Annotated in this window: 19 protein-coding genes; 10 read left to right on the top strand and 9 right to left on the bottom strand. The window is 45.3% G+C overall.

The genetic code is table 11. The annotated features are described in order from the left end of the window. Positions 1-99: 99 nt before the first annotated feature. On the bottom strand, positions 100-2,424 hold the full coding sequence (locus tag DP120_RS00845; RefSeq protein ID WP_165843684.1) for an S-layer homology domain-containing protein: 2,325 nt from the start codon (positions 2,422-2,424) through the stop codon (positions 100-102). A gap of 394 nt (positions 2,425-2,818) precedes the next feature. Here DP120_RS00845 and DP120_RS00840 point away from each other — a divergent pair, with 394 nt between their 5' ends. The 3 genes from DP120_RS00840 (at position 2,819) to DP120_RS00830 (ending at position 7,316) form a co-directional block, all read left to right on the top strand. Further along, positions 2,819-4,546, top strand: a complete 1,728-nt coding sequence (locus tag DP120_RS00840) for an ABC transporter ATP-binding protein (protein ID WP_112221297.1) — start codon at positions 2,819-2,821, stop codon at positions 4,544-4,546. Then, complete coding sequence (locus DP120_RS00835) at positions 4,539-6,365, top strand: ABC transporter ATP-binding protein (protein ID WP_112221296.1); 1,827 nt, start codon at positions 4,539-4,541, stop codon at positions 6,363-6,365. Before DP120_RS00840 ends, DP120_RS00835 begins: the two co-directional genes overlap by 8 nt. A gap of 105 nt (positions 6,366-6,470) precedes the next feature. Continuing rightward, complete coding sequence (locus tag DP120_RS00830) at positions 6,471-7,316, top strand: GNAT family N-acetyltransferase (RefSeq protein ID WP_112221295.1); 846 nt, start codon at positions 6,471-6,473, stop codon at positions 7,314-7,316. A gap of 38 nt (positions 7,317-7,354) precedes the next feature. Here the strand turns inward: DP120_RS00830 and DP120_RS00825 are convergent, their stop codons facing one another. After that, positions 7,355-7,858 (bottom strand): YusW family protein, encoded by a 504-nt coding sequence (locus DP120_RS00825; RefSeq protein WP_112221294.1) that lies wholly within the window; start codon positions 7,856-7,858, stop codon positions 7,355-7,357. A 148-nt stretch (positions 7,859-8,006) separates the two neighbouring features. Between DP120_RS00825 and kynA the strand changes: the two genes are divergently transcribed. Then, positions 8,007-8,861, top strand: a complete 855-nt coding sequence (kynA, locus tag DP120_RS00820; RefSeq protein WP_112221293.1) for a tryptophan 2,3-dioxygenase — start codon at positions 8,007-8,009, stop codon at positions 8,859-8,861. A gap of 10 nt (positions 8,862-8,871) precedes the next feature. Next, positions 8,872-9,600: a glycerophosphodiester phosphodiesterase gene (locus DP120_RS00815; RefSeq protein ID WP_112221292.1), complete on the top strand. Its 729-nt coding sequence runs from the start codon at positions 8,872-8,874 to the stop codon at positions 9,598-9,600. A 482-nt stretch (positions 9,601-10,082) separates the two neighbouring features. Here DP120_RS00815 and DP120_RS00810 read toward each other — a convergent pair whose 3' ends face one another. The 4 genes from DP120_RS00810 to DP120_RS00795 form a co-directional block, all read right to left on the bottom strand. Further along, on the bottom strand, positions 10,083-11,102 hold the full coding sequence (locus tag DP120_RS00810; protein WP_112221291.1) for a DUF2804 domain-containing protein: 1,020 nt from the start codon (positions 11,100-11,102) through the stop codon (positions 10,083-10,085). Between the two features lie 82 nt (positions 11,103-11,184). Continuing rightward, the gene (locus DP120_RS00805) at positions 11,185-12,039 is read right to left on the bottom strand and encodes a DegV family protein (protein WP_112221290.1); all 855 of its coding nucleotides are present in this window, start codon (positions 12,037-12,039) and stop codon (positions 11,185-11,187) included. Positions 12,040-12,148: 109 nt separating this feature from the next. Beyond that, entirely contained in the window at positions 12,149-12,715 is a 567-nt protein-coding gene (locus DP120_RS00800) for a glycerol-3-phosphate acyltransferase (RefSeq protein ID WP_112221289.1), read from the bottom strand. 117 nt (positions 12,716-12,832) lie between these two features. Then, positions 12,833-14,209, bottom strand: coding sequence for a dipeptidase (locus DP120_RS00795; protein WP_112221288.1), 1,377 nt, complete (start codon positions 14,207-14,209; stop codon positions 12,833-12,835). Positions 14,210-14,363: 154 nt separating this feature from the next. Between DP120_RS00795 and DP120_RS00790 the strand changes: the two genes are divergently transcribed. From DP120_RS00790 to DP120_RS00780, 3 genes are all read left to right on the top strand, one after another. Continuing rightward, positions 14,364-15,605: a CNNM domain-containing protein gene (locus DP120_RS00790; protein WP_112221287.1), complete on the top strand. Its 1,242-nt coding sequence runs from the start codon at positions 14,364-14,366 to the stop codon at positions 15,603-15,605. A gap of 608 nt (positions 15,606-16,213) precedes the next feature. Next, positions 16,214-16,750 carry an RNA polymerase sigma factor gene (locus tag DP120_RS00785; RefSeq protein ID WP_112221286.1) on the top strand — a complete coding sequence of 179 codons (537 nt, stop codon included), beginning with the start codon at positions 16,214-16,216 and terminating at the stop codon, positions 16,748-16,750. Positions 16,751-16,942: 192 nt separating this feature from the next. Continuing rightward, on the top strand, positions 16,943-18,394 hold the full coding sequence (locus DP120_RS00780; protein WP_240611931.1) for a phospholipase D family protein: 1,452 nt from the start codon (positions 16,943-16,945) through the stop codon (positions 18,392-18,394). A 421-nt stretch (positions 18,395-18,815) separates the two neighbouring features. Here DP120_RS00780 and DP120_RS00775 read toward each other — a convergent pair whose 3' ends face one another. Next, entirely contained in the window at positions 18,816-20,381 is a 1,566-nt protein-coding gene (locus DP120_RS00775) for an ABC-F family ATP-binding cassette domain-containing protein (protein WP_112221285.1), read from the bottom strand. Positions 20,382-20,521: 140 nt separating this feature from the next. Continuing rightward, positions 20,522-20,704, bottom strand: coding sequence for an SE1832 family protein (locus DP120_RS00770; RefSeq protein ID WP_112221284.1), 183 nt, complete (start codon positions 20,702-20,704; stop codon positions 20,522-20,524). A gap of 159 nt (positions 20,705-20,863) precedes the next feature. On the opposite strand from DP120_RS00770, the gene DP120_RS00765 reads away from it, so the two are divergent. Together DP120_RS00765 and DP120_RS00760 are read left to right on the top strand one after the other, a co-directional pair. Further along, positions 20,864-22,690 (top strand): cation:proton antiporter, encoded by a 1,827-nt coding sequence (locus DP120_RS00765; protein ID WP_112221283.1) that lies wholly within the window; start codon positions 20,864-20,866, stop codon positions 22,688-22,690. A 162-nt stretch (positions 22,691-22,852) separates the two neighbouring features. Beyond that, positions 22,853-23,416, top strand: a complete 564-nt coding sequence (locus tag DP120_RS00760; protein ID WP_112221282.1) for an NADPH-dependent FMN reductase — start codon at positions 22,853-22,855, stop codon at positions 23,414-23,416. A 667-nt stretch (positions 23,417-24,083) separates the two neighbouring features. Here DP120_RS00760 and DP120_RS00755 read toward each other — a convergent pair. After that, positions 24,084-25,070, bottom strand: coding sequence for a nuclease-related domain-containing protein (locus DP120_RS00755; RefSeq protein ID WP_112221281.1), 987 nt, complete (start codon positions 25,068-25,070; stop codon positions 24,084-24,086). Between the last annotated feature and the right edge of the window lie 152 nt (positions 25,071-25,222).

Below are 25,222 nucleotides of genomic sequence, written 5' to 3'. Positions count from 1 at the left end.
AAATAGTGAATTTATGACTATAAAATATTTGAATAGAGAATAAAAATCAGCAGCTGTACCGTAGTTATACGGCAAGCTGCTGATTTACTAATTAAACCGTTATTGATTTTTTTCTTTGTATTCCAAAGCCCGGTACATGAAGGCGGCGAACTCTGCTCTAGACACTTCACCATTTAAATCAAATATGGTTTTGCTCTTCCCTGCAGTAATCCCTGAGCTGTAAAGCGGACCGATATATTTTGCTGCCCAATGGTTGGCCGGGACGTCGGTGAAGGGATGTGTACCTGTTAATTCGATGTCAAACGCCACTACCAATACCTTCGCCATTTCAGCGCGTGTCATTTTTTCAATAGGATAGAATTTATTTTGGTTACCTACAAAAATCCCTGCCTCTTGAACTGCCATAATTTCATCATAAAATCTGGATGTTTTAGGAACATCGGCGAATGGAGTGGGAGGTACCACTTTATTTAAATCGATAGCCTTGGTGAACATCAAAGCAACGTGCTGTCTTTGGATGCTGTTGCCTGGTTTAAAAGTACCGTCTTCTTGACCAGTAATAATACCGCGTGCAACCATCGCTTCAATCTCATCGAGTGCCCATTCATATTTAGTTCCTATAATATCAGGGAAGGAAGATTCGATTGGCTCATCTGGGTCAGGTTCTCCCGGCTCCGGCAGCGCAGCGTCATTTGTCGTGAATCGATATATTTTCGATGTTTTTTTCTGGTCAGAAGCATTTGTAATATTTACGTACCAGAAGTATTGAGTTAAAGGCTCGAGTTCATTCCATTCAACTGAAGCTTTGTTTCCGGAAGCCAGGTTGCTGACCGAACCGATCACATCATCGGTAAAGACGTTTACAGCGATATAATCAGTTGCAATCTGACGAACTGCCGGAACTTCTACAGCTTCTGTCGGCTCCAGTTTATAACCTTCAGTAAAGTCGTCACTGCCGTCTTCAAAATAATTATAATCATCGTGGTAAGGAGAGTACGTGTCGAAATCCACTGTGTCCGTCGCAGGGTCAAAAGTTAGCAGTCGCATATAGCCTTCCGCTCCGTCTTTCCCTTGATAATTTGACAGGACTTCCAAAATTTCGCGTGTGGTGCCGTCCGGATCGGTGACAGTTCGGATTTCACGGTCAGCGCCGAAATAATGACCACCGAGTACCATTTTTACGTTTGGACTTTTTCTAACCACATTATCGAAGATATAAGTCCCGTCTTGTGATCTGTAACCACCTGGGGACAAGTAATTGTGCACGACCAATATTGCGTTTTTATCTGAGTGTTTCGCAAGCATTTGGTTGGTCCACTGAATCGTTTCGTCTTCCCGCACTTTTCCGTATCCAAGATAAAGGATGATGAAATCGTGTGCACCAAAGGAGAAGAGATCATAATGGTTCCGGTTATTGTCCATCTGCTCACCGTACCATGGTTTGCCCTCGTATCGGTCTTTGCCGGCATACGTCCAGAAATTCGTATAGTCGATTTCCATCGTATCCTGGTTAACGACATCCCGGTTTCCGGCCATGACGCCATATGGAATATTGGCTTCATCCATTCTTGTCAGGTTTTCATCGGCGACTGCCCATTGGTCAAGATCTGTAGAGATATTAACGAGGTCACCTGAATTGATAACATAGCCGAATCTTCCTTTGCTGTATTCTTCGATCATCCAGTTAGTCATCGAAGTCCAGACTTCGGGTTTTTCAGCTGCGTAGAATTGAGTGTCAGTAAACCACGCCATTGTGAACTTGCTATTGTCAACGACAGCATCCTTGGACGCAGCGGCATCATGCACCATCGCCTGCACTTTTCCGTTCTGGAAGAATTTGCTGTCAGCCAGTACTTTGGAAAATACGATATTGCCGCCCTGATTGGCTGTTTCATCTTCCAGCACGACCCATTTACCTGCGGTATAATCCCAGGCTGAAAGGATAAGTTTGCCTTCTGCCGAAGTTTTCCCTTGCCAACTCAACTCGATTTCGTTTCCGGCTTCAAGATGTTTGGAAACGTCGACTTCAAACCGGTGGTAAGGGTAGGCTCCTTGTGCATCTGTAACAGCATAATTACCATCAGCAACAGCTGCCTCGCCTTTATTTGAATCGGTAAATGCGGTACCGCCGAGGGGAGATGTTAATGGATCAGAGTCGGAGGTACCAAAGAAACCATTTACATTGTTGCTGCTGGCATAGTCATATGTAAAACCTTCCATAAAATCGACGGTTTTCAAAGACGAACCATTTGGATCTTTAATGACGGCCTCTAGGACTGCATTGCGGTCAACGTTTTTTGCGTGGTCCGCAGGGGCGATACTCGAGACTTCTCCTTGGCCAACATTAGTGGCGGCGAAAGACAGGGATGGCAAAGTGGATGCAACCAGAACTGTTGCCAGCGAAACAGAAAGAATCTTCTTCATACTCATCCTCCTAAAATGTTTGATAGAATTGCATTTAAGTGATTGTGGCATGCGACAAAAGTCATTGCTGGTTAAACCAGCTAAAGAAATACATTATTATGTAAATCTTTTTAACCATATTAACACAGAAAATTTCAAAATAAAGTATTTTATCTGAATAAATTGAATATTTAATTATATATTTTCAAGGTTAAATTTTTTAACCTAAATTTAACCTTTGGCTGTTTAAATGGTGGTTTTCTTTTAGTTGTCCCTTTATTTTTGAGTGGCTTATCAACAAATCCAAACGGATTTTCCAGCGGATCAATTTAAAAAACTACCCGTTATCAAAATATTATGTAATAATAGTCAACATAAAAGATTCGAGTTTCGAAATGTTCAGGAGGCAATTCCCTTGAAAACTGTATTTTCCTACGCTAAACCCTATACATTTTATATAGTGATCGCATTAATTCTCATGTTATTGGAATTGGCTGTGGAACTGATGCAGCCGTTGGTTATCGCGGGCATCATTGATGACGGCATTGTAGCCGGCGACAGGGATGTGATTATTCAGCTCGGCATTTTGCTGATGGTACTGTCATTGGTGGCCTTTGCTTCAGGGGTTGCCAATTCCTATTTCGCAGCCCATGTATCACAGAGTTTCTCTTTTGATCTGCGGAGGTCCGTATATGGGCGCATCCAATCGTTCTCACTTGCGATGTTCAATAAATTCCCGGCGTCCGGGCTGATTACGCGGCTTACCAGTGATGTCACACTGGTTCAGCAGATTCTTTTCATGAGTTTGCGCATCATGCTGCGCGCTCCGCTGCTGGTCATCGGCAGTATGATTATGGCTTTTGTGGTCAATCCAAAATTGGCGATTTATCTGGTAGTTGTTTTTCCGATTCTTTTGGCTTTCCTCTATATAATGGTAAAAAAAGGCGTTACTTATTTTAGTTTTGTGCAGCAAAGGCTGGATCGGGTCAATCGGATGGTACAGGAAAATCTGCAGGCTGTCCGTTTGATCAAAGCTTATTTGCGGGGCAAATATGAAGCCAATCGATTTTCGGAAGTGGCCGGCTCATTAAAAACCGATACGGTCAAAGCATTCCGGATCATGGAAATCATTCTGCCGATTTTGTTGTTTGGCATGAACTTATCGCTGTTGGCTGTCTTATGGTTTGGAGCTTTTGAAATCCGGAGTGGTGATGCACAAATCGGTGAATTGGTGGCAATCGTCAACTACGCGATGCGAATGACAGGAGCTTTCTCGATGTTCTCTTTTATCATCATGGCTTTTGCGCGGTCGAAAGCATCGTCTGAACGCATCGAGGAAATTCTTCTGGCTGAAGACGTGCGTGAAAAAGATACAAAAGGCGAAGAGAAATTGCTGCGCCGAGGCGATATTGTATTCGACAATGTTTCATTCACTTATCCGGGAACAACGATTCCAGTGTTGAAAAATCTGTCGTTCCATATCAAACCCAATGAAAAATTGGCTATTATGGGTGCTACGGGTTCCGGTAAGTCTTCCTTGCTTCAGCTGATTCCCCGTTTCTATGATGTCAGTGGCGGACGGGTATTGATTCATGGAAGAGATGTAAGAGAGTGGTCACTTAGTGCATTAAGAAAAACAATAGGTATTGTTCCTCAGCAATCCCTGTTATTTACGGGGACCATTTCGGATAATCTTTCCTGGGGCAAAGAACAGGCTCAGCAGGAAGAATTGTCGGATGCCGCTGTCAAAGCACAAATACATGACACGGTGGAACGTTTTCCGAAAGGTTATTACACACGTGTCGGGCAAAAAGGAGTCAATCTTTCCGGCGGGCAGAAACAGCGTCTGTCTATAGCGCGTGCACTGGTGCGCAAGCCATCTATTTTAATACTGGATGACAGCACAAGTGCATTGGATGTGAAGACAGAAGCCGCATTATGGCAGGAGTTGGAGCAGGAAAAAGCGACGATGCTCGTGGTCACGCAGAAAATTCGTACAGCAATGCGCGCGGACCATATTCTTCTATTGGAAGAAGGAGAGATTTCTGCTTATGGCACGCATGAAGAATTGCTCGAAGACTCGGAGCTATACAGAAAGATTGCTTTGTCGCAACAGGAAGAGGAGGTGGATGAATATGTTTGATGCCATTCGTCGCCCTTTCGGGTATGAACCGCTGATCAAAAAAGAAGACTTAAAAAAAGATGCTGATAAGAAAACAGAGCGGGCGGATAACTGGAAATCCACCTTGCTGCGGATTTGGAAATTGGTCGATGAACAGCGTTTCCTGTTGATAGTCGTCCTCGCCCTGGTTTTTGTCAGTTCGGCTTTAGCCCTTCTGGGGCCTTATCTTGTCGGACGGGTCTTAATCGACCAATACATCATCCCTGAACAATTTAGCGGAATGGGTGTTGTTATTGCGTGGCTTGTATTAATTTATATCGGACATTCCGTTTCACTGTATCTGCAGAATTATTGGATGGTCGGAATCGCCCAGCAGGTAATATATCGAATGCGCACAGGCTTGTTCAGTCACTTTCAGAAACTTCCTGTATCTTTCTTCGATAAGCGGCAGCATGGAGAATTGATGAGCCGCATGACGAACGATGTCGAGAACGTTTCAACCACATTGAATACATCATTTATTCAGGTATTCTCGAGTATTCTTACGCTGACGGGTACAGCTGTAGTCATGTTCCTGCTGAGCCCGCTGCTGACTGTATTGACATTTTTCATCATTCCGCTCATGTATGTTTCTGTGCAGTGGATTACAAAACGGACAGGGCGATTGTATAAAGAACAGCAAAGGGCAGTCGGCGATTTGAACGGAATGATTGAAGAAACCATTTCCGGCCAGAAAATCGTCAAAGCGTTTTCTCAGGAACCACGGGTGATGGATGAATTTCTCGTGAAAAGCGAACGGCTGCGGCGTGCCGGTTTCTGGGCATGGACCTATGCTGGGTTCATACCGAAAGTGATGAACTTTTTAAATAACGGAAGTTTTGCCATTGTAGCAGGGGTAGGCGGTCTTCTGGCATTGAACGGAGCCGTATCGATCGGGGTTATTGTGATATTCACGGAATACTCCCGCCAGTTCACCAGACCGCTGAACGATCTGGCCAACCAGTTTAATACCGTGCTATCGGCGATTGCCGGAGCGGAACGGGTTTTCGCCATCATGGATGAAACGGAAGAAAAAGATGGTTTGGTGAAAAATGTAGACAAAGAGTTTTCGGGCGAAGTCGAATTCGACAATGTCTCTTTCAAATACGAAGGCGCTGAAGAAGAGTGGACGATCCGTAATGTCAGCTTTTCAGTCGCTGTCGGGCAGACTGCAGCTTTAGTCGGTGCGACCGGTGCAGGAAAAACGACAATTATGCAATTGCTGGCAAGGTTTTATGATGCCAATGAAGGTGAAATCCGGATAGACGGTACGCCGATTTCATCAATGCCCCGTGAAACGCTTCGAAAGCAGATCGCTTTTGTGCTGCAGGATCCATTCCTATTCGAAACGTCTGTTTACGACAATATCCGCTATGGCAAACTGGATGCAACTGAAGAAGAGGTCATTGAAGCTGCGAAGAAAGCAAATGCCCATGACTTCATCCAAAAACTGCCGAACGGCTACGATACAATTCTCGAAGGAGACGGTTCCATGATTTCACAGGGACAGAAACAATTGCTGTCCATTGCGCGTGCTTTGATTGCAGACCCGGTCATTCTTCTTCTTGATGAGGCCACCAGCAGCATCGATACTGTGACCGAATTAAAAATTCAGGAAGCACTTGAGCGGCTGATGGCCGGCAGAACGAGTTTTGTAATAGCTCACCGGTTGAACACAGTAAGGCAGGCGGATTTGGTTTTCGTCATGGAACTGGGCAAGCTGGTGGAAGCTGGAACACAGGACGAGCTACTTGAAAAAGGCGGTCTGTATGCCACAATGCTGACTGATGCGAAACTGTAGAAAGAATCCCGGAGGAATTGATTTTTCCTTCGGGATTTTTTTCTCCTCAAACATCTCCTATGGCAGGTATGATACGATAAATAAAAAAAGGCAGGTGGGTCGGAGATGGAATTGTCTCTTTCAATCGCGTCATTTCCCTTGGATTCTGAAACGATCCAGGATATGCGGGAACTATTGAAAATGAGCGATAGAGATTACAGTAAACCTTTATTTGAATCCAGTTGGCATCTGGCTGATGTACCGGGATTCGCTGTTCTTGCCTATACCGAAAACAATGAATTGCTTGGCTTTGCTGCCGCTGCAGACCTTATCGGGCTGGATTCGTATGAATGGTCAGCACTTGTGCATCCTGACTATAGACGGTTAACCATCGGTTCAGCACTGGCTGGGGGAGTGGCATACGGATTGCAGCAGCGTCAGGCTGTAGAGGGGCTTGCTGTTTTTACAGAAGAAGAAGGGGCAAAAGATTTTATAGCGAGCCTGGGCTATCAGCCGGATTTCAAGGAAATCGAACTTGAAGCAGAACCGTTGGCAGAATTTAAATTGCCAGGAGGATTGACCATCATTCCTTATGATGGAAAAATAGAGAAACTCGAAAATCTGATGGTTGCCGCATTCGATGAAGATATTCTACCGGTTGTCCACTACAATATAGAAAAAAACGATAGAGAAGTTTTCGTTATGAAACGGGAGGGTGAGCTCGTGGCAAGCGCTTCACTTATAAAAGAAGAAGACGAAAGTGGACTCTGGATTACGGCTTTTGCTGTAGATCCGGTAGAGCAGGGAAAGGGATATGGCAAAGCTTTCTTGTTATGGTGCCGTCATTATGCCATGCAGCAAGGGAAGAAGCGTGCAGTTCTCGAAGTTGAAACTGAAAATGATGCGCTGACGGTCTACCGAAAATCCGGTTTTAATCCTGTTCATACAATCGAGTATTGGAAAAAGCTATAAAAAATAAACCACCCAGCTGAGGATGGTTTATTGCACGGTCAATTTCCTGATGCCTGGTATTCTTTATCGGTTCCTTCGGGGTAAGTTACTTCAACCTCAATGGATTCAAAATTAGAGTCTATATTGAATACTTCTGTAACTTTGCTGATGACATCTTCCTCTGACATATCTTCAGTCAACTCAAGTTCAGCCAATAAAGGTTCGAGTTTATCGAAGGCATCGTTGCCGGTCAGTGTTTCATTAGAAAGTTTGTCTTCATATTCAGCTTCCACTTGGTCTCTGATTTCTTCGTACGAGGCTGTCAATGCATCATCCTGGTCAGGATAATCGACATCAAGTTCAAAATCTGTAAAGCCGAAAACTTCACCGCCGACATTTTCTTCGGCAAGACCGCCTTCAGGATTGGCGTCTTCTACTCCGTCGTAATCAGAAGCTTCGTCTGTAACAGGTTCTGTCACTTGTTCTTCATTGCCGCAGGAGCCAAGCAAGAGGACCGAGGAAAAGAGGAATCCTGCTGCAAGCGGAAATTTTTTATTGATCATTACTCTCATCCTTTCATTTTGCATTTATAGATTCCATTCCCGAATTTCGAAAACATAAGCTTTTCATTTCATCTAAGAAGGATTTACAGCAGTAGAGTTAACGCAAAAGTCGAGAAGAGGAAAAGCAGAGCATAAAGGGGTTATCTTCATGGACAAATATACTAACGGCCAAAACATTGCAGCAGCTTCCGAAAAAAATATCAGAACAGATTTTAAGGAGAGCATGACTTACGGTGATTATTTGCACCTGGACCAATTGTTGACAGCACAGGATGGAGTCAGTGGCCATCATGACGAAACTTTGTTCATCGTTATCCACCAAGTGTCGGAACTGTGGATGAAATTGATACTGCATGAATTGCGCGCAGCAATCCGCAGTATTGATGCCGACGATCTTCAACCGGCATTTAAGCAAATGGCCCGTGTGTCAAAAATACAATCCCAGATCATTAATGGATGGGATGTGCTGGCAACGATGACACCAGCTGAGTATATGGAATTCCGCGATGATCTCGGCAATGCCAGTGGTTTCCAATCCTATCAATATCGGATGATTGAATTTGCGCTGGGTTATAAGACGAAGCATGTGCTGAAAATATATGAGAAGGATCCAGCTCTTCTGAAAGAACTGACTGCAGCTTTTGAAGCGCCAGGCCTTTATGACGCAGCAATAAAGAAACTGGCACGGAGCGGTTTTGCCATTGATAAAGAAGTTTTGGAACGCGACATCACAACAGTTTATGAACCACATGACAGTGTAAGGGAAGCCTGGAAAACAATTTATCGCGATGTGGATACGCACTGGGAACTGTACCAATTGGCAGAAAAGCTGGTTGATATAGAAGACTGGCTGCAGCAATGGCGTTTCCGCCACATGAAGACCGTTGAACGCATTATCGGTTTCAGACAAGGAACAGGCGGTTCTTCTGGTGTCCATTATTTGAAAAAGGTGCTTGACCAATATTTTTTCCCTGAACTTTGGGATATCAGAACAGAGATTTAGGAGGGGCTTTATGAGAATCTATGCACATAGGGGATGTTCAGGAACATATCCTGAAAATACATTAGCAGCTTTCAAAGCGGCAGCAGAATTGCCGATAACCGGAGTGGAAATTGATGTTCATCTCACAAAAGACAGGGAAATCGTAGTGATCCATGATGAAAAGGTCAACCGGACTACAGACGGGAAAGGGTACATCAAAGATATGACCCTGAGTGAAGTGCGGAAATTGGATGCTGGTTCCTGGTTTTCGGGGGAATTTGCCGGCGAAAAAATTCCCACTCTGGATGAAGTTTTCGATATCTTTCAGGAAACGGATCATCGCTTGAATATTGAACTGAAAACGGATGTTTTTCCATACGAAGGCCTTGTGGGCAAAGTTCTTGAAGCTGCGGAGAAACGGGGATTCCTGCATCGGATCCTGATTTCTTCGTTTAACCATGAAGATATTCAGACAGTCAGCCGCAAAAAAACAGTTGAATCCGCGATCCTTACTTTGGATATATACGTCGATGTCTATGATTATGCCCGGGTTGTCGGCACCGACCGCATCCATATGTCCTTGCCTGGCGCCTTTCGCCGAATGGCTACAGATGCACTGCGCAGAGGCGCAATTGTTTATGCATATACAGTCAATGAAATCGAGTATGCCCAGCAATTGCAGCAAATAGGCATTCACGGCATATTTACCGATTTTCCCGAACTGATGCTGGCGGAATTGGAAAGTCCCGTGAATCAGTAGAAACTGATAGAAGAATGTAAACCGATATTGCGCAAAACAGCTTCGAAGACATTAGCCGACGCTTGCGAGGTTAATGTCTTTGCGACGAAGTGCGCAGCACTGCAGGAGCACGTGATTTTTATATCAACATGCTGTCATGCACTAACTCAAACCCATGCTCCTGCATCGCTGCGCTGCAACGGTTTTTCATGTCTCGAAGCTAGCGCAGCGATGCAGAGACAGCAGCACAAGGTTTTCGAAGCGGATGAGGAGGCTTAGGCCGCTCCCCGCGGAAAGCGTCCATCTGAAACGTAATAATTATAGAATTTGTATGTTTCTAGAAAGCTCGAAAAGACGCCGGCGGGATGCCGGCGTCTCTTTTTTTGTCCAGACTCCGGCCACCCAACTCTTCGAGTCATAAGCCTGCTCAGCTGCGTGGCCAAGGCCACTACGCTGATCTGTCTTATGCTTTTCAGAGCTGAACGGGTGCCGTCGCTTTTCTATTACCACTTCGCATAATGCTCTTCAATAGAGCCGAGCAATTGGCTGATTTTTAACTTCCTGCCATCTTCATAGCGTACATACCCATTATAATAACCGAATAGCTGATGGACTTCGGATTTCACCAGTTTCATATCACTCTTGGAAACACGCTCGAAAAAGGGCGTGAACTCCAATTTGACATCATCAGAAAACTTTGTGGCAATCTGCCAGGGCGCTTTATAATCCGTATCGTCATAATGGAACAGAACGTCTTCGTGTATTTTATGCATTTTACCGTTTACGAAAAACGCATTTTCAGTCATTCCGGTGCCGTCAGTCCATTTGCCGCCGAAGTTCAATCCAATGGTTTTACCGAGTGAGCGCTGGGAAGCCATGGCCCAGTTCCATGAAGACTCCCGAGGCCATACGCCTCTGCCCGTATCCAGAACGGCAAAACTTTCAACCGGTTCGAAATTATACTGATGGGCACCGACTTTCACGGTACCGGTTGCCGGCAGGCACAGGTGCTTGCCGGTGAATTGGAAAGTCTGGCGGTTCCAAGGAATCACTACGTTCAGGGATTCATGATTTTTAGGATAACTGATGTCCAGGTTGGCACTCAGTTTTTCACCATCAAAGTCATCGATTTGAACAGTGATATGGGTTGAGTCCTGATTGTACAGAAATTCGATTTCCATGTCCGGATGCTGGAATTTACAGGTTTCCAATGCTTCATCTGCAATAATGCGCTTTCTGGAAAAGGGCATAACTACGGTTTTTTCATAAAAACGTTGAGTTTCGTAATTCAGGAAATAGACAAAACAGACCGTTGCGTAATCCAAATGGCTGATGGTAGCGGAAAACATGATCTCTTCTCCAAAAACACACCAGTAATTCCACTTTTTCTTGCGCATGAAATTCCCTTTAAGGTTGCTGATGATTAGAGGCTTGCGCGCAAATCCAATCGCTTCAGGATTTAACTGGCCTTTTGCATCGCATAGTTCTACGGTATTAAAAATCTCTCGTTCAACATGCTGCATAAACTCCACCTCACCGTCATTCTGCTTTTATTGTAGCAGAAGAAACAGTGGATATCTTCTATGACCTCTGTGAAAATTCTGATTATTGAGGGCTTTTTCTCCACATTAATGCCAAGGTGCCTTCGCCTGCATGGACTGCCAGGGATGAACTTAAATCTCCGACAATAATCTGGGCTTCGGGGATAACTTTTAAAACTTCACGCTTTAAATTCTCGGCTTCATCGTGTGAGTTGCCGTGCATGATCTGGAACGTGTCGACACCGAGTTCCTTGTTATCTTTGACCGCGTGGTCAATCAGGTATTTTACGGCTTTTTTATGGGAACGTACTTTATCAATCGGTTTTAATTCGCCTTCCTGGCTGATCTGAACGATTGGCTTAACTTGCAGAAGGCTTCCGATATAGTACTGGGCGCCGCTCATCCGGCCGCCTTTGTATAATTGCGTCAGATTGCCGATAAGAATATAATTGCGGAAATCAGCAGTTTCTTTCTCAAGCTTCTGTGCAATCTGTTCAGCGTCGAGTCCTTCTTTTTCAAGTTCCATGCCACGTTCCAGCAGGCCCGATAGACCATATGACAGGGCAAGGGAATCGACTGCATAGACTTTAAAGCCTGACATGTCAGCTCCTGCAGTAGAAGAAGCAATTGTTCCGCTCAATTTTGCAGAAGCGTGGACAGCGATGGCGCATTCATATTCTTCTTTCAGCTTGTCGTACAGCTCAGCGAATTTCCCGGCAGATGGCTGGGAAGTCTTCGGGAATTCCGGAGCCGCTTTAATGCGCTCATACAGTTGAGCTTGTGTAAGATCCACTCCGTCAATAAATTCTTCAGAGCCGAAATGTATATTAAGCGGCACAATATAGACGTCTGGATGAGCTTTCATTTCTTCGGTTACGTAGCCAGTAGTATCCATCACCCATGCAATTGGTTTTTTCATGATTCAACATCCCATCCTTTAATTTTTTGAATAATAAAACTATAACACGAATAATATTATGCGGATAGAGCAGGGGGTTATGAAATTCCGTTTGGCTGACAATCCTATGTTACGTGTTGCCAAACCGTCTGATATAGGACTGTTCAATATCGAAACGGTGTTTGTAGACAATAATAATAATTGCCAAAATCAGGGGCCATACAACCGGAATGACGTGAAGAACAGCAGCCAATACGATAAATGCCGTAAAGGCGCTCAGCATACATAAAGTGGCGCTTTTGAAAAATGGATAAAATGCGATGAACATCACGAACATCGCCAGAAAAAGTTCAGGCGTCAAAAAGAATGTCACACCGAGAAAAACAGAAATGCCCTTCCCGCCGCGGCCGCGGAGCCAAAAAGGGAACAGATGCCCGAGCACCGCCAAAAGTCCAGCGATGGCAACCGCCCATAACGGAAAGTTGAAATAGAAACCCGCAAAGACCACTAATGCCCCTTTGCCTGCATCACCCAGGAATGTCAGCAGGAAAGCGCTCTTGCCGATGACAGCACCGGCATTACGGGCGCCAAGATTGCCACTGCGCTCTTTGCTGAGGTCGACCCCTTTCCATTTGCCGATGAGCCAGGCGGTCATCAGGGTGCCGAACAGATAAGAAAATAAAAAATAAAATAGCATATAATGGCCTCCGTTGAAAAGATCTAATGTCTATAAGTAAAGCAGTTTTTCCGCAGGAAGGAAACTGCACGATAAAAAAACCTTCCTGCCGCTGGGGCAGGAAGGTTGAAAATCGCTTTACTTCAACGCGGAAGCTTCAAACAGGTAATCGCAGATGACACGAAGCCCTTTATCGAAGTTCTCAAGATGGAAGTGCTCGTTTGGTGCATGGAAGTTCTCGGAAGCAAGGCCGAATCCCATAAGAACGACAGGGCGCTCGAGGATTTCATCGAAGGCTGCCACAATTGGAATCGAGCCGCCCATGCGGGTGAATGCTGTCGGTACGCCGTAGATTTTCTCATATGAACGGCCAGCTGCCTGGATTGCCGGGTGATCGAATGGCGTCAGGAATGGTTTTCCTTTATCGAATTCTGTAATTTCAACAGAAACGCCAGCCGGTTTATGCGACTCGACATGAGCTTTCAGTTTGGCGACAATGTCGTCCGGATCCTGGTCAGGAACCAAGCGGCATGTTATTTTACTGCTTGCTTCTGCAGGAAGCACTGTTTTGATGCCTTCACCAGAGAAGCCACCTGTAATGCCGTTGACTTCAAGAGTCGGACGGATCCATGTACGTTCAACAAATGAATAACCTGTTTCACCGAAATCTTCTGTGATGCCAAGTTCTTTCTTTTCATTTTCCAAGTCAAACTCGAGTGATGCGAATTCAGCGCGTTCCTTATCGGAAACAGGCAGAACGTCATCATAGAATCCTTCCACTTGGATGACGCCTTCTTTGTCACGGAAGCTTTCAAGGATTTCAACAATGGCGTGCAGCGGATTTTGCACAGCTCCACCGTAAAGACCGGAATGCAGATCGCCTTTCGGACCTTTCACATCAATCTGGATGCCTGCAAGACCGCGAAGGCCGTAGCAAACTGCCGGACGCCCAGGCCCTTGCATGCCTGTATCGGAAATGACGATTAAATCTGCTTCAAGAGCATCTTTATTTTTTTCTACATAGGCCGGGAGGCTCGGACTGCCGATTTCCTCTTCGCCTTCAATGATGAATTTCATATTGACTGGAAGTTCGCCATTCAGCTGCAATAGCGCTTCGGCCGCTTTTATATGCATGAAAGTCTGGCCTTTATCATCGCTTGCACCGCGGGCGTATAATTTATTGTCGCGCACCTGCGGATCAAATGGAGACGATTCCCACAAGTGAAGAGGATCGACAGGCTGGACGTCATAATGGCCATAAACCAATACGGTTGGTTTGTCTTCGGCATGCAGCCAGTCGGCATAAACCAGGGGATGGCCACCGGTTTCATCGATTTTAACATTCTCCATTCCCGCTTTTTCGAAAGCGTTGACCAGCCATTCGGCCGCTGTCAGCATATCTTCTTTATGTTCTGACAACGAGCTGACCGAGGGAATACGGAGGAAAGACTTCAACTCTTCCAAATGATCTCCGCGGTGTTGCTGGAAATAACGTTCAATTTGCTTTGCATCCATTCTGAAAAACCTCTTTTCTTTGAGTTTTTACAATGAAAAAAGTATACCATAACGAAGTTGTACTTTTCGACAGAAGGAAAATCGCTGTGATATAATTGTACGTACGGAAATAGCACGTAAAAATTTTGTGTTTTAGACACTGGAGGAAACAATTTTGTTTATAGCGTTAGTATTATTTTTAATGATGTCGTTCTTCTTATCGGGAAGCGAAACGGCATTGACTGCGGTTAATAGGATGAAGGTCCATCTTCGCGCAGAGCAGGGGGATGTAAAAGCGCAGAACCTGCAAAGATTGATTGCGAAGCCGGACCGGATGATCACTACTATATTAATCGGAAATAATATTGCCAACATTATGCTGCCGACCCTCGTCACCATGATTGCAATTGACAGAGGGTGGGAAGTCGGGCTTGCCACGGCAATTTTGACTTTAATCTTAATCATATTCGGTGAAGTTCTGCCGAAAACAATTGCAGCGACTTTTGCAGATAAAGTTGCTTACGTTGTGGCTCCGGTAATCAGGGTGCTTGTGTTTTTGTTCAAGCCACTTACTTGGTTGCTTGCGCAGTTCACCAATATCTTTATTCGCATCATTTCAAAAGGCAGCGTCAAGGAAGCGACGATGACAAAGGAAGAATTGCGTACGATGGTCGATATTGCTTCGACTGAAGGAACTTTCGAAGAAGATGAATCTGAAAGGATCAAGGGAGTTCTCGATTTCCCGCATAAAGACGTTTCAGATGTAATGTCCACTCACCGTACGGATATCGTCGGTATTTCCATCGAATCAACTTATGAAGAAGTCCGCGATTTAATCCTGGATTCTTCTTATACACGTTATCCAATCTATGAAGAAAGCATGGATAACGTGGTTGGCCTGTTCTATTCGAAAAAATTGATCGAATGGTCCATGAACCCGAATCTGACCTTGCAGGAATTGATGGATGATAATCCGCTATTCGTAGTCCAGTCAGTCAGCGTTGAAAAAGTCTTTAAGATGATGATGGCCAAGAAAAAACACATGGCTGTTATTTTGGACGAATACGGCGGGACACTGGGAATCGTTACGCATGAAGATATTATCGAAGAAATGATCGGCCAGGACATCGAAGATGAAACGGACGAGGAAGATGATGAACTGGTATTTGTAATGACCGACACGACCTTGTCTTGCCATGGGCGTCTTGAAATTGAAGATGTGAATGAAATGTTTGAAGTGGAAGTTCCGAATGACCACGACACCATTGCCGGATTTGTCATGCAGCAGCTTGGCCACGTCCCGGATGAAGGTGAGCAGTTCACATATGAAAATCTTCATGTTGAAGTAAACGAAATGGACCGCAACCGCATTGTGCGCTTGACCATAACCAAAAAAGATGAAGAAGTTTTTGCTTAAAACCTGCCTTTGGGCGGGTTTTTTTGTTTTGCTTTAAATGTGAGCGGGGGTTTCCGCTTTTCTCTGTCCAGACTCCAGCCGCCCAGCTCTTAGGTTCATAAGTCAATCTAGCTATACGGCAAAGACCGCCGCTTCGCTAGCTCGCCTTAAGCCTTTCAGAGCTTAACGGGCGCTTCCGCTTTTCGTTGTCCAGACTCCAACGGCCAACTCCTCGAGTCGTAAGCCACTTTTTGTCTAGTCTCCAGTGCCTAGCTCTTCGGGATATAAGTCAAACCAGCTGCGTGGCAAAGAACGCCACTACGCTGATTCGTCTTATACCTGTCAGAGCTGAACAGGCACTTCCGCTTTTCGAGACTGTGTGGCTGGAAAGACGCCGCTTCGCCAAATCGTGAAAAACCTTACTGCTCCTGCATCGCTGCGCTAGCTTCGTCGCAAAGAGATGGACCAAATTACATTTGGTCCATCTCTTGCTTGTCGGAGCTGAGCGGCCGTTTCCGCTTTTCGTTTCATTACATAACTGTAAGCTAAATGAAAGCGGAAGCGATAGAGTGAAAGGTTCTTTTCCGGCACAATAAGGTCAATAAGAAAAACGGACGGAGGAACAATTCATGGAAAGTTTATATACAGAATACAATCGTTACATTTATCATTTATGCTTAAAACTGACACGCAATAAGGTGGAAGCGGAAGATCTTATGCAGGAGGTTTGGCTGAAAGTGGTGCGATATGAAGATTCGATCAAAGAAGTGGATCATGTCAAAGCCTGGTTGACGACAATCTGTATGAATACGTTCCGTGACCGTTACCGTAAAAATGTGCGCCGCAGCAAACATGTCCAGCAGCAGCCGGAAGGTCTCGACATTTCATTGCTTGACCTGATCCCATCGGATAATGCAGGAGCGCCTGAATTATTGGAGCAGCAGGATGTATCTGAATTGCTGCAGAATAAAATCTCGGAGTTGGATTCGATTTACCGGACGACGATTGTCTATTTCTATGTGCATCAATTATCATTGATCGAGATTGCGGAAGCGATGAAAGTTTCAATCGGCACAGTCAAATCCCGTCTGTTCCGGGGCAAGCAAAGATTAAAAGATTTATTGCTTGAAGATGTCCAAACACGTGAATATGTATTGCCGGCTTAACAAGTGATATGAACGTTTCTTCTATATAAAAGAATTGCAGGTGTACTGGAGATTCTCAGTGCACCTTTTTTATGTGCAATAAATCTCCTGATGCTTGCAAGTTGTAAGGAAACTAATATTTATTATGGAAAAAATTTAAAGAAATTTTGCTTTATCTACAGTAAGATTAGGAGAGATGAGGGGGATTTCAGGATGAGAAAAAGAGTGCGCGGCTGGAGTAGGCGCAAAAGGATAATTATGGGCAGTATCGGAGTGCTTGCTTTGCTCTATATTGCGGTAATTGTATGGCATACGATAAAGCCACTGCCTGATGGCCTGGAATATGCAGGCGATCTTCACCAGGTGGAAGAGGTGGAAATGATTTATGATCTGTCTTTTGCGCAGAATCAAAAGGGAACTAATTTAAAGCATGAGTTACATATATTTGATGAGATTTACGGAATGATTGATGAGGCGGAGGAATTCATTGTCATCGATCTGTTCCTGTTTGATAACTATACGGATCAGGAGATCGAGTTTCCGGCTGTTGCTGAAACATTGACTGACAAGCTGCTGGCAAAAAAAGAAGAGGATCCCGACTTTCCGATTTATTTTATAACCGATCCGCTGAATTTCGGCTACGGATCGTATGAAAGCCAGCTGCTTGGTACGATGGAAGATGAAGGGATTGAAGTCATAGTCACTGATTTGGATGAGCTCCGGGATTCGACTCCGTTGTATTCCGGCTTATACCGCGTTGCTTTTCAGTGGTTTGATGCGGGCGGAAAGGGGTGGCTGCCAAACGGCATGTCGAGCGAAGCTCCGGATTTAACAGTATCGTCATACTTGAAAATGATGAATATCAAAGCGAATCACCGCAAAGCGGTCATTACGGAAAAAGAAGCAATCATCAGTTCTGCCAATCCCCATAATGCCAGCGGACTGCACGGCAATATGGCTTTTAAAGTGAGTGGTCCGGTTTTAAACGATATCCTGGAATCGGAAGAAGCGGTATCGCAGTTTTCCGGTGGTCCTAAACTGCCGCGCATTGAAGCAGAAGAGCAAAAAGGGGAGTATCAGGTCCAGTATGTGACAGAAAAGAAAGTCCTTGATACGCTACTGGACGATATCGGAAAAACAAGAGAAGGCGACAGCATCCATCTGGCTATGTTTTATATAGCTGAAGGGGATGTCGTACGTGCGCTCACCGACGCTGCCAACCGGGGAGTAGATGTGCAAATGGTGCTCGATCCAAATGAAAATGCTTTCGGTACCGAGAAAACAGGGTTGCCGAACCGTCCGGCTGTCCATGAAATGACCGAAGAAAGTGACGGGAAAATCGATGTCCGCTGGTATAATGCCGTAGTCGGCCAGTTCCATACGAAATCGATTATGATTAAAACAGCGGAAGAAAGCTATATATCAGGAGGCTCCACCAACTACACGGAACGTGCATTCAAAAACTATAACCTTGAGAACAATATCCGTATCGTTGCGCCGAATGACAGTGACCTTGTAAAAGATATGGATGCTTATTTCGAACGCTTATGGAATAACGAAGATGCACTTTACACATTGGATGCGGATGCCTACCAGGATACATTTACATTTTGGCAACGGGGAATCTATGGATTCCAGAAAGTGTTTAAGTTAACTACTTATTGAGTAGAAAAGCTATCTCTTGCGACGAAGCAGCGCAGCGATGCAACGCACTTTCATGTCTCGAAGCTAGCGTCAGCGATGCGGAGACAGGAGCAGCCTTTTTCTCGAAGAGCTGGGTCGCCGGAGTCTGGGCACCGAAAAGCGGAAACGGCCGCTCAGCTAAGAGTTGGACGAAGGTAGTTCGGCCGACTCTTTGCGACGAAGCTAGCGCAGCGATGCAGGAGCAATAAAGGGTTTAGTCGAATCAGCGTAGTGGCGCCCTTTGCCACACAGCTGGTTTGTCTCATATCCCGAAGAGCTAGGCACTGGAGACTAGACACCGAGGGGCTAGGCGTTGAAGTCTAGACAAAGAAAAACAAAAATGTCTATAAAGATCTAAACATAAAAAAGGTCTCTTCCAAAAATGGAAGAGACCTTTTACTATTTACTTAATTTGCGGTTCCTGGCCGGCTGCAATCCATTCTTCGACATCCCAGACTTTTGTGGCAAGTCCTTCGTAGAATTCCGGTTCGTGGCTGACCAGTACAATCGTACCTTTATAGGCTTGCATCGCGCGCTTCAATTCAGCTTTGGCATCGATGTCCAAGTGGTTTGTCGGTTCATCGAACAGCAGCCAGTTGCTTTCTTCGAGCATCAGTTTGCACAAACGGACTTTCGCCTGTTCGCCGCCGCTCAATTGTTTCATGGAGCGGGAAATGTGCTCGTTCTTCAATCCTGTACGTGCCAATGCTCCACGCACCTGACCCTGATCCATGCTTGGGTAAGCCGACCAGATTTCATCCAGCGGTGTATGGTCCGGCGCTTTGACTTCCTGTTCAAAATAACTCGGAGTCAGATATTCGCCGCGGATTACATCGCCGTCGAGCGGTTTGATTTTACCGAGCATTGTTTTCAGCAGCGTCGATTTACCGACACCGTTCATGCCGACCAATGCGATTTTCTCACCGCGCTCAATCATGAACGACAGCGGCGGCAATAATGCCTTATCATAACCGATGGATAAAGACTCAGCTTCCACTACATAGCGGCTTGGGCTGCGCGTTTCCTTGAAGGCGAATTGCGGTTTTGCCGCAACTTCGGGTTTATCGATGCGGTCCATGCGATCAAGCTGTTTCTGACGGGATTTGGCGCGGCCTGTTGTAGAGGCACGGGCTTTGTTTTTTGCAATGAATGTCTCGGTCTTCTTGATCATTTCTTCTTGCTTCTCATAAGCATCCAGATGTTGTTTTTTGGCAAGCTCTGCAAGCTCGATGAATTTCTCGTAAGTGGCTGTATAGCGCGACAGACGTGAAAACTCCAAGTGGAAAATGACATCCGTCACTGAACTCATGAATTCTGTATCATGTGAGATCAATAAGAAAGCATGCGGGTAATTCTTCAGATAGTTGACGAGCCACTGGATATGTTCCTCATCCAGATAGTTGGTCGGCTCATCGAGAAGGAGGACTTTCGGTTTCTCCAACAGCAGCTTCGCTAAAAGCAATTTTGTACGCTGGCCGCCGGATAATGCTTCGACCGGGCGTTCAAGTCCGATGGCGTCAAGGCCGAGTCCCCGTGCAATTTCTTCGATTTTTACATCAAGTGTATAGAAGTCCCCAGCATCAAGCGCATCCTGCACTTCAGCCATTTCGTCCATCAATGCCTCGAGGTCGGCATCGTCCTCGCCCATCTTCATGGCGATTTCGTTCAATTCTTCTTCTTTTTTATAGAGCGGCAAAAAAGCATCCTGCATCGTTTGGCGAATTGTCCGCCCCGGCTCCAGCTGGGTATGCTGGTCCAAATAACCATAATGCGTTTTCGGCTGCCACTCCACACGGCCGTTGTCATGGATCAGTTTGCCTGTCAAAATGTTCATCATCGTCGATTTGCCGACGCCATTTGCGCCGACAAGGCCGACGTGTTCGCCTTCAACCAAGCGGAAAGACACGTCGTTAAACAATGTCCGGTCGCCGAATGTATGGCTTAAATTTTCTACTGTCAATAAACTCATGTATATTATTCCTCCATTTATAGCTGAAAAGCCCGGCCAGTTTTTCGACCGCCCATAGTATTCAATTCAGACATTAATTTAATCTATTCTTCCTGCGCTGCAAATATACAGGCATGAAAACACTCAAAAAAAAACCGCGGTTACAAATCCGCGAGTTTTTGGTTTAATTCCGCTAATTGCTGCTCCATCCGTTCAAGGCGCTGTTCGGCTTCCTCGACCATTTGGGCATGCCCAGTTGTTTCCAGTTTCTCGATATCACCTTGATGGCGCACGTAATCCGATTTCAATTCAGCAATCTGATATTCAATTTCCTGCCTGTTCACCTAATCACCTGCATTTTTCCTTCATTATAGCATAAATACATGGAATTAAAATCATTTCGGTTTGCTTCATGCTTTTAATTGTGGGAATAAAAAACGTATAATGTTGAAAAAAGAAGTAAAAGGAGGCGAAGGCGAATCGACACTTTATTATTTGATCTCATGTTAATCATCTTTCTCGGGGTGATTTCACAGTGGCTGGCTTGGGCCTTTCGCTTGCCTGCGATAGTTTTAATGTCAATTGCCGGCTTGATAGTCGGACCGATACTTGGCATCATCCACCCGGAAGAAAGTTTCGGAGAATTGTTCAATCCTGTCATTTCATTGGCTGTTGCAATTATCCTATTTGAAGGAAGCTTGAACCTGAATTTCAAGGAGATCCGGGGATTTAATAAACCGGTTTGGCGGATTGTGACATTCGGCGCGTTCATCGCCTGGATCTGCGGTTCGCTTGCAGCACATTACATAGCCGGATTATCTTGGGCAGTAGCATTTGTAATCGGCGGCTTGTTCATCGTCACCGGCCCGACTGTTATTCTGCCGTTGCTGCGTCAGGCAAAATTGAAAGCACGGCCGGCGGCAATTTTGAAGTGGGAAGGAATCATCGTTGATCCTTTTGGTGCCTTGCTGGCTTTATTCGCGTTCCAATTCGTGCTGTTTGCAATTGGCGATGAAACAGCTGCAGCCTTCGGTCTATTCTTCCTTGCGTCCTTATTTGCTGTGGCGCTGGGAGCAGGAGTCGGCTGGCTGCTTGGCTGGATGTTCGAAAAAGGTCAGGTGCCGGAATTCCTGAAGGCGCCGATCGTGTTCGGCGTCGTGTTGCTGACATTCGTACTGTCGGATATTGTCATGCATGAAACCGGACTTTTGGCGGTTACGGCAATGGGGATGGTGATGGCAAATATGCACATCGCATCCATTAACGATATGCGGCATTTCAAGGAGAATATTTCTGTGCTGCTGATTTCGAGTATTTTTGTCATGCTCACGGCTTCTTTGAGCATGGATGTACTGATTGAAATCTTTAACTGGCGCATCATCGCTTTTGTTCTGGCAACTTTGTTCGTCGTTCGGCCCTTGTCCATCTGGCTGTCGACAATTGGCACGGACCTTACTACAAAGGAAAAGACGCTTATCGGCTGGATTGCCCCACGTGGAATTGTGGCGCTCACCGTATCCGGTTACTTTGCCGGCGTCCTGCTGGATGCTGGATTTGAAGATGCGGAGCTCTTAACAGCACTGACTTTTGCTCTCGTATTTTCGACCGTTGTGGCGCATGGCTTTACAATTGGCTGGCTCGGCCGGAAATTGGGCTTAGCGACCGGTGATGATCCCGGCATCATTATTGTTGGGGTTGGCCGTTTTGTCCTGAAGCTTTCCGAAGCCCTTTCCGAATACAATAAAAACTTATTGATCATGGACCCTTCATGGGGCCGGCTGCAACCTGCCCGCCTCGCCGGATTGAAAACTTTCACCGGTGAAATTTTATCCGAGCACACCGAGTATGAACTGGATATGACCCCTTACGAAACAATGATTCTGGCAGGGGAAATCGATTCCTATAACGCGCTTGTCATGAACAATTACGTGCCGGAGTTCGGCAGAGAGAACCTTTACAAGACAGCGATTCACCAGGGAGATCCGGCGGATTATCATTCTTCATTGAAAGGCAGGACGCTTTTCGGCAATGAATGGAATATCCACGAATTGGACCGGAAAGTTGAAGAAGGCTACACCATCCGTAAAACTCAATTGACTGAGCAATACTCTTATGAAGACTATAAAAAGAAATGGAGTGCCGACACCATACTCCTATTCGTTTACCGGGAACAAGGGAAAATTGAGTTTTTCACAAGCGATAACTTCCCGGAACCGAAACTTGGAGACACAGTTGTGAGCTTTACATCACCGGCACGCCAATCCGACCGCATCCAGGAACGCCTGGAAAACAAGCGCGCCAAAAACAATCCTCCTCAGCCTAAAGAATGAAATCTCGATTTCATAAGGTTTTTCGATACGTATCTGCATAGGCTGTTTGTTATGATGGAATAAAGTCGGGTTCGATGAAGGTTTTTCATTGGAGTCGAATAAAAAATCATTGAGAGGCAGCCTTGCTGCCCAGTATATACGTACTCGAGGAGGAACAGTTTTATGAAGGTATTATTAGTGGACGGCACAATAGTGGGCAGAAAAACTGGGGCCGTATTGGAACAGATTAAAATGTATATCCAGGAATTCCAGCCTGATATGGAATTGGATATCCTGAGCCTGGCCGATTATGAACATCAATTCGTTGACGGACGCCCAATGGGTGAATACAACAGCAGCATGCAGGAACTGGCCCGCCGCTTTAACGAGGCAGACGGATACATCATCGCGTCACCAATTTTCCAGGGTTCCATTCCAGGCGTTCTCAAAAATACTTTCGATTTGCTGCATCCGCGTACGATGCGCTATAAACCGGTATCGATCGTGGCAAACGGCGGAACTTACCAGCACCATCTCGTAATCGAAAACCAGCTTAAGCCGATTCTCGATTACTTCCGCAGCCTTGTCACACCGAATTACGTTTACACACACACCAGCCATTTCGATGCTGACAACAACATCATCAGTGAAGACGTCCACGACCGCCTTCGCGAACTGGCCCGCGTATTTGTGCAATACGCCGAAATGAGCAAGCATCTATCGAAAGAAACATTGGATCAGCACTAGGATTCAGTTTAATAAACCTCCTGCGGGAGGTTTTTTTGTATCGCGTATATATTTGTGGGGACAGAAGCTGTTAAGTTCAAGAGAAAAATGGATGCTTTTCGCCCAAGCCCAGGCGAAAAGCGAAAAACCGTGAGTTCAAGGACAATAGTGGGTGTCTTTTGCGGGGGAAATGTTCTTTGAGTTTTATTATGTAGGCTATGATTTGTATTGCTCTCTAAAGTTGTGATGGATTGATGCAGAAACTGTCATGCAATGCTAAGTTCAAAAGAAAAATGGATGCTTTTCGCATAAGGCCGGGCGAAAAGCGGAAAACCATTAGTTCAAGACCCCAGCGGACGTTTTCGCACGGCGAAAACGTCCTGTTTTTGAGGGAATCTTCGCCTTGGCGAAGATTTTTTCAATTTAAGGGGTTGGTTTGGTTGTGAGTGTTGGAAATTGGTTGATTTGGGTGTGATTTAGTCGTGAAAGAGTCGCTCGGATGCCGGAATTTGAATGGCGAATGAGATTATGGGCTGAAATCCAGGTGAATATGGTGAAATAGGTCATGAAAAAGGGATGTCGCTGGATTTTATTAACAGTTTTAAAAAAGTGATTTCCATTAAAAGAGCTTACTTTCCGAAATGGCCAAAATACTTTTCAAATTAGCTTAAATACTTTCCAATATGACTTAAATACTTTCCAAATCAGTCGAAATACTTTCCAGTCTGATTATCTCTTCAGGGATAGTATAAATTCGATCTTTATAACTGCCTTTAGAGGGCATATTAGCTATTCTTAATAACTTTGATGCAGTAGCAACAGAATCAATTCCGGTAAATTTCCGGAATTCATTATTTGTAATTGTTTGGCTGATTAACACTCTATATTGCAACAATGTTTCGAAATGGGCATAGCGATCAATGCGAGAACATTTATCGCAAATCCACTTACGCCAGTTTAAATTCATTGTTCCTCCGCAATCTTTGCCACACAACACACCCCTCCGCAAACCCACCGGAACCGCTATCCGCCGCAACGGCCTGACACTGTGCAATTGCAGAAGACGTCCGGCGAGGTGGCGGGTTTTGCGCGTATTGAGCAACTCGTTCGGATATTTCGCCAACAGCTGATCCATTAAATAAGGCAAACCGGATGATTGAATGATGATGCGGTTTTTCGGCCGGCTGTTCACAATAGACGATGGATAAGTGAATACGATTACTCCAATGACTGGAAGTGATATTTTTTGCTCCGCTAAAAAATGCTGCATCCATTTTTCGTGGCGGCGGATTTGGTCGTCGGGGTTGTTCATGCCGTCGACGCTGCCGTCTTTATTGGTACGGGAAAATTGGCGCAGCTGTGGATCGAAATTCAACTCGCCTGTAATGGATTTAATTTCAAGCAGCAGGACGAAACGGCTGGTGACGAGCACGGTATCAACCTGGTGTGAGGACTTGGGCTTTTGGATGTAGAGATCTTGTATAAAGTAGTGGGAAGTTTCGATAGGAATCTCGTAGAAAAGGGAATCGACGCGCTGTTCACCGTTGAAGCCGGCAGAGATTCGGCGAAGCTGTTCCGTCCAGTGGGGAAATAGGGGATGGACGATGGGTACACGTTGCATCAGACTTTCCAGTTGAAAAATTTCGGGTGGCTGGCAGCGTTCTTTAAGTATCAATAATTATCATCTCCTTCATCTGAATATAGCTGAACTAAAATCGCATAGCAAGAAAATTCCGTCTACTCCAAAACCGAACTCCCCAATCACTCCGCACCACCCGCAAAAAAGAAAATGTTATAATAACCAAATGAGAAATGAGGGTGAATAGA

The organism is Planococcus halotolerans (assembly GCF_003289955.1).
Classification (GTDB): domain Bacteria; phylum Bacillota; class Bacilli; order Bacillales_A; family Planococcaceae; genus Planococcus; species Planococcus halotolerans.
Note: the sequence above shows the minus strand (reverse complement) of the source record. Positions and strands in the feature narration are given on the sequence as shown.

What these genes read in the sequence shown, in the direction of transcription:
- DP120_RS00845 (WP_165843684.1), bottom strand. Translation starts at nt 2,424, where the DNA reads ATGAAGAAGATTCTTTCTGTTTCGCTGGCAACAGTTCTGGTTGCATCC.
- DP120_RS00835 (WP_112221296.1), top strand. Translation starts at nt 4,539, where the DNA reads ATGTTTGATGCCATTCGTCGCCCTTTCGGGTATGAACCGCTGATCAAA.
- DP120_RS00830 (WP_112221295.1), top strand. Translation starts at nt 6,471, where the DNA reads ATGGAATTGTCTCTTTCAATCGCGTCATTTCCCTTGGATTCTGAAACG.
- DP120_RS00825 (WP_112221294.1), bottom strand. Translation starts at nt 7,858, where the DNA reads ATGATCAATAAAAAATTTCCGCTTGCAGCAGGATTCCTCTTTTCCTCG.
- kynA (WP_112221293.1), top strand. Translation starts at nt 8,007, where the DNA reads ATGGACAAATATACTAACGGCCAAAACATTGCAGCAGCTTCCGAAAAA.
- DP120_RS00815 (WP_112221292.1), top strand. Translation starts at nt 8,872, where the DNA reads ATGAGAATCTATGCACATAGGGGATGTTCAGGAACATATCCTGAAAAT.
- DP120_RS00810 (WP_112221291.1), bottom strand. Translation starts at nt 11,102, where the DNA reads ATGCAGCATGTTGAACGAGAGATTTTTAATACCGTAGAACTATGCGAT.
- DP120_RS00805 (WP_112221290.1), bottom strand. Translation starts at nt 12,039, where the DNA reads ATGAAAAAACCAATTGCATGGGTGATGGATACTACTGGCTACGTAACC.
- DP120_RS00800 (WP_112221289.1), bottom strand. Translation starts at nt 12,715, where the DNA reads ATGCTATTTTATTTTTTATTTTCTTATCTGTTCGGCACCCTGATGACC.
- DP120_RS00795 (WP_112221288.1), bottom strand. Translation starts at nt 14,209, where the DNA reads ATGGATGCAAAGCAAATTGAACGTTATTTCCAGCAACACCGCGGAGAT.
- DP120_RS00785 (WP_112221286.1), top strand. Translation starts at nt 16,214, where the DNA reads ATGGAAAGTTTATATACAGAATACAATCGTTACATTTATCATTTATGC.
- DP120_RS00780 (WP_240611931.1), top strand. Translation starts at nt 16,943, where the DNA reads ATGAGAAAAAGAGTGCGCGGCTGGAGTAGGCGCAAAAGGATAATTATG.
- DP120_RS00775 (WP_112221285.1), bottom strand. Translation starts at nt 20,381, where the DNA reads ATGAGTTTATTGACAGTAGAAAATTTAAGCCATACATTCGGCGACCGG.
- DP120_RS00765 (WP_112221283.1), top strand. Translation starts at nt 20,864, where the DNA reads ATGTTAATCATCTTTCTCGGGGTGATTTCACAGTGGCTGGCTTGGGCC.
- DP120_RS00760 (WP_112221282.1), top strand. Translation starts at nt 22,853, where the DNA reads ATGAAGGTATTATTAGTGGACGGCACAATAGTGGGCAGAAAAACTGGG.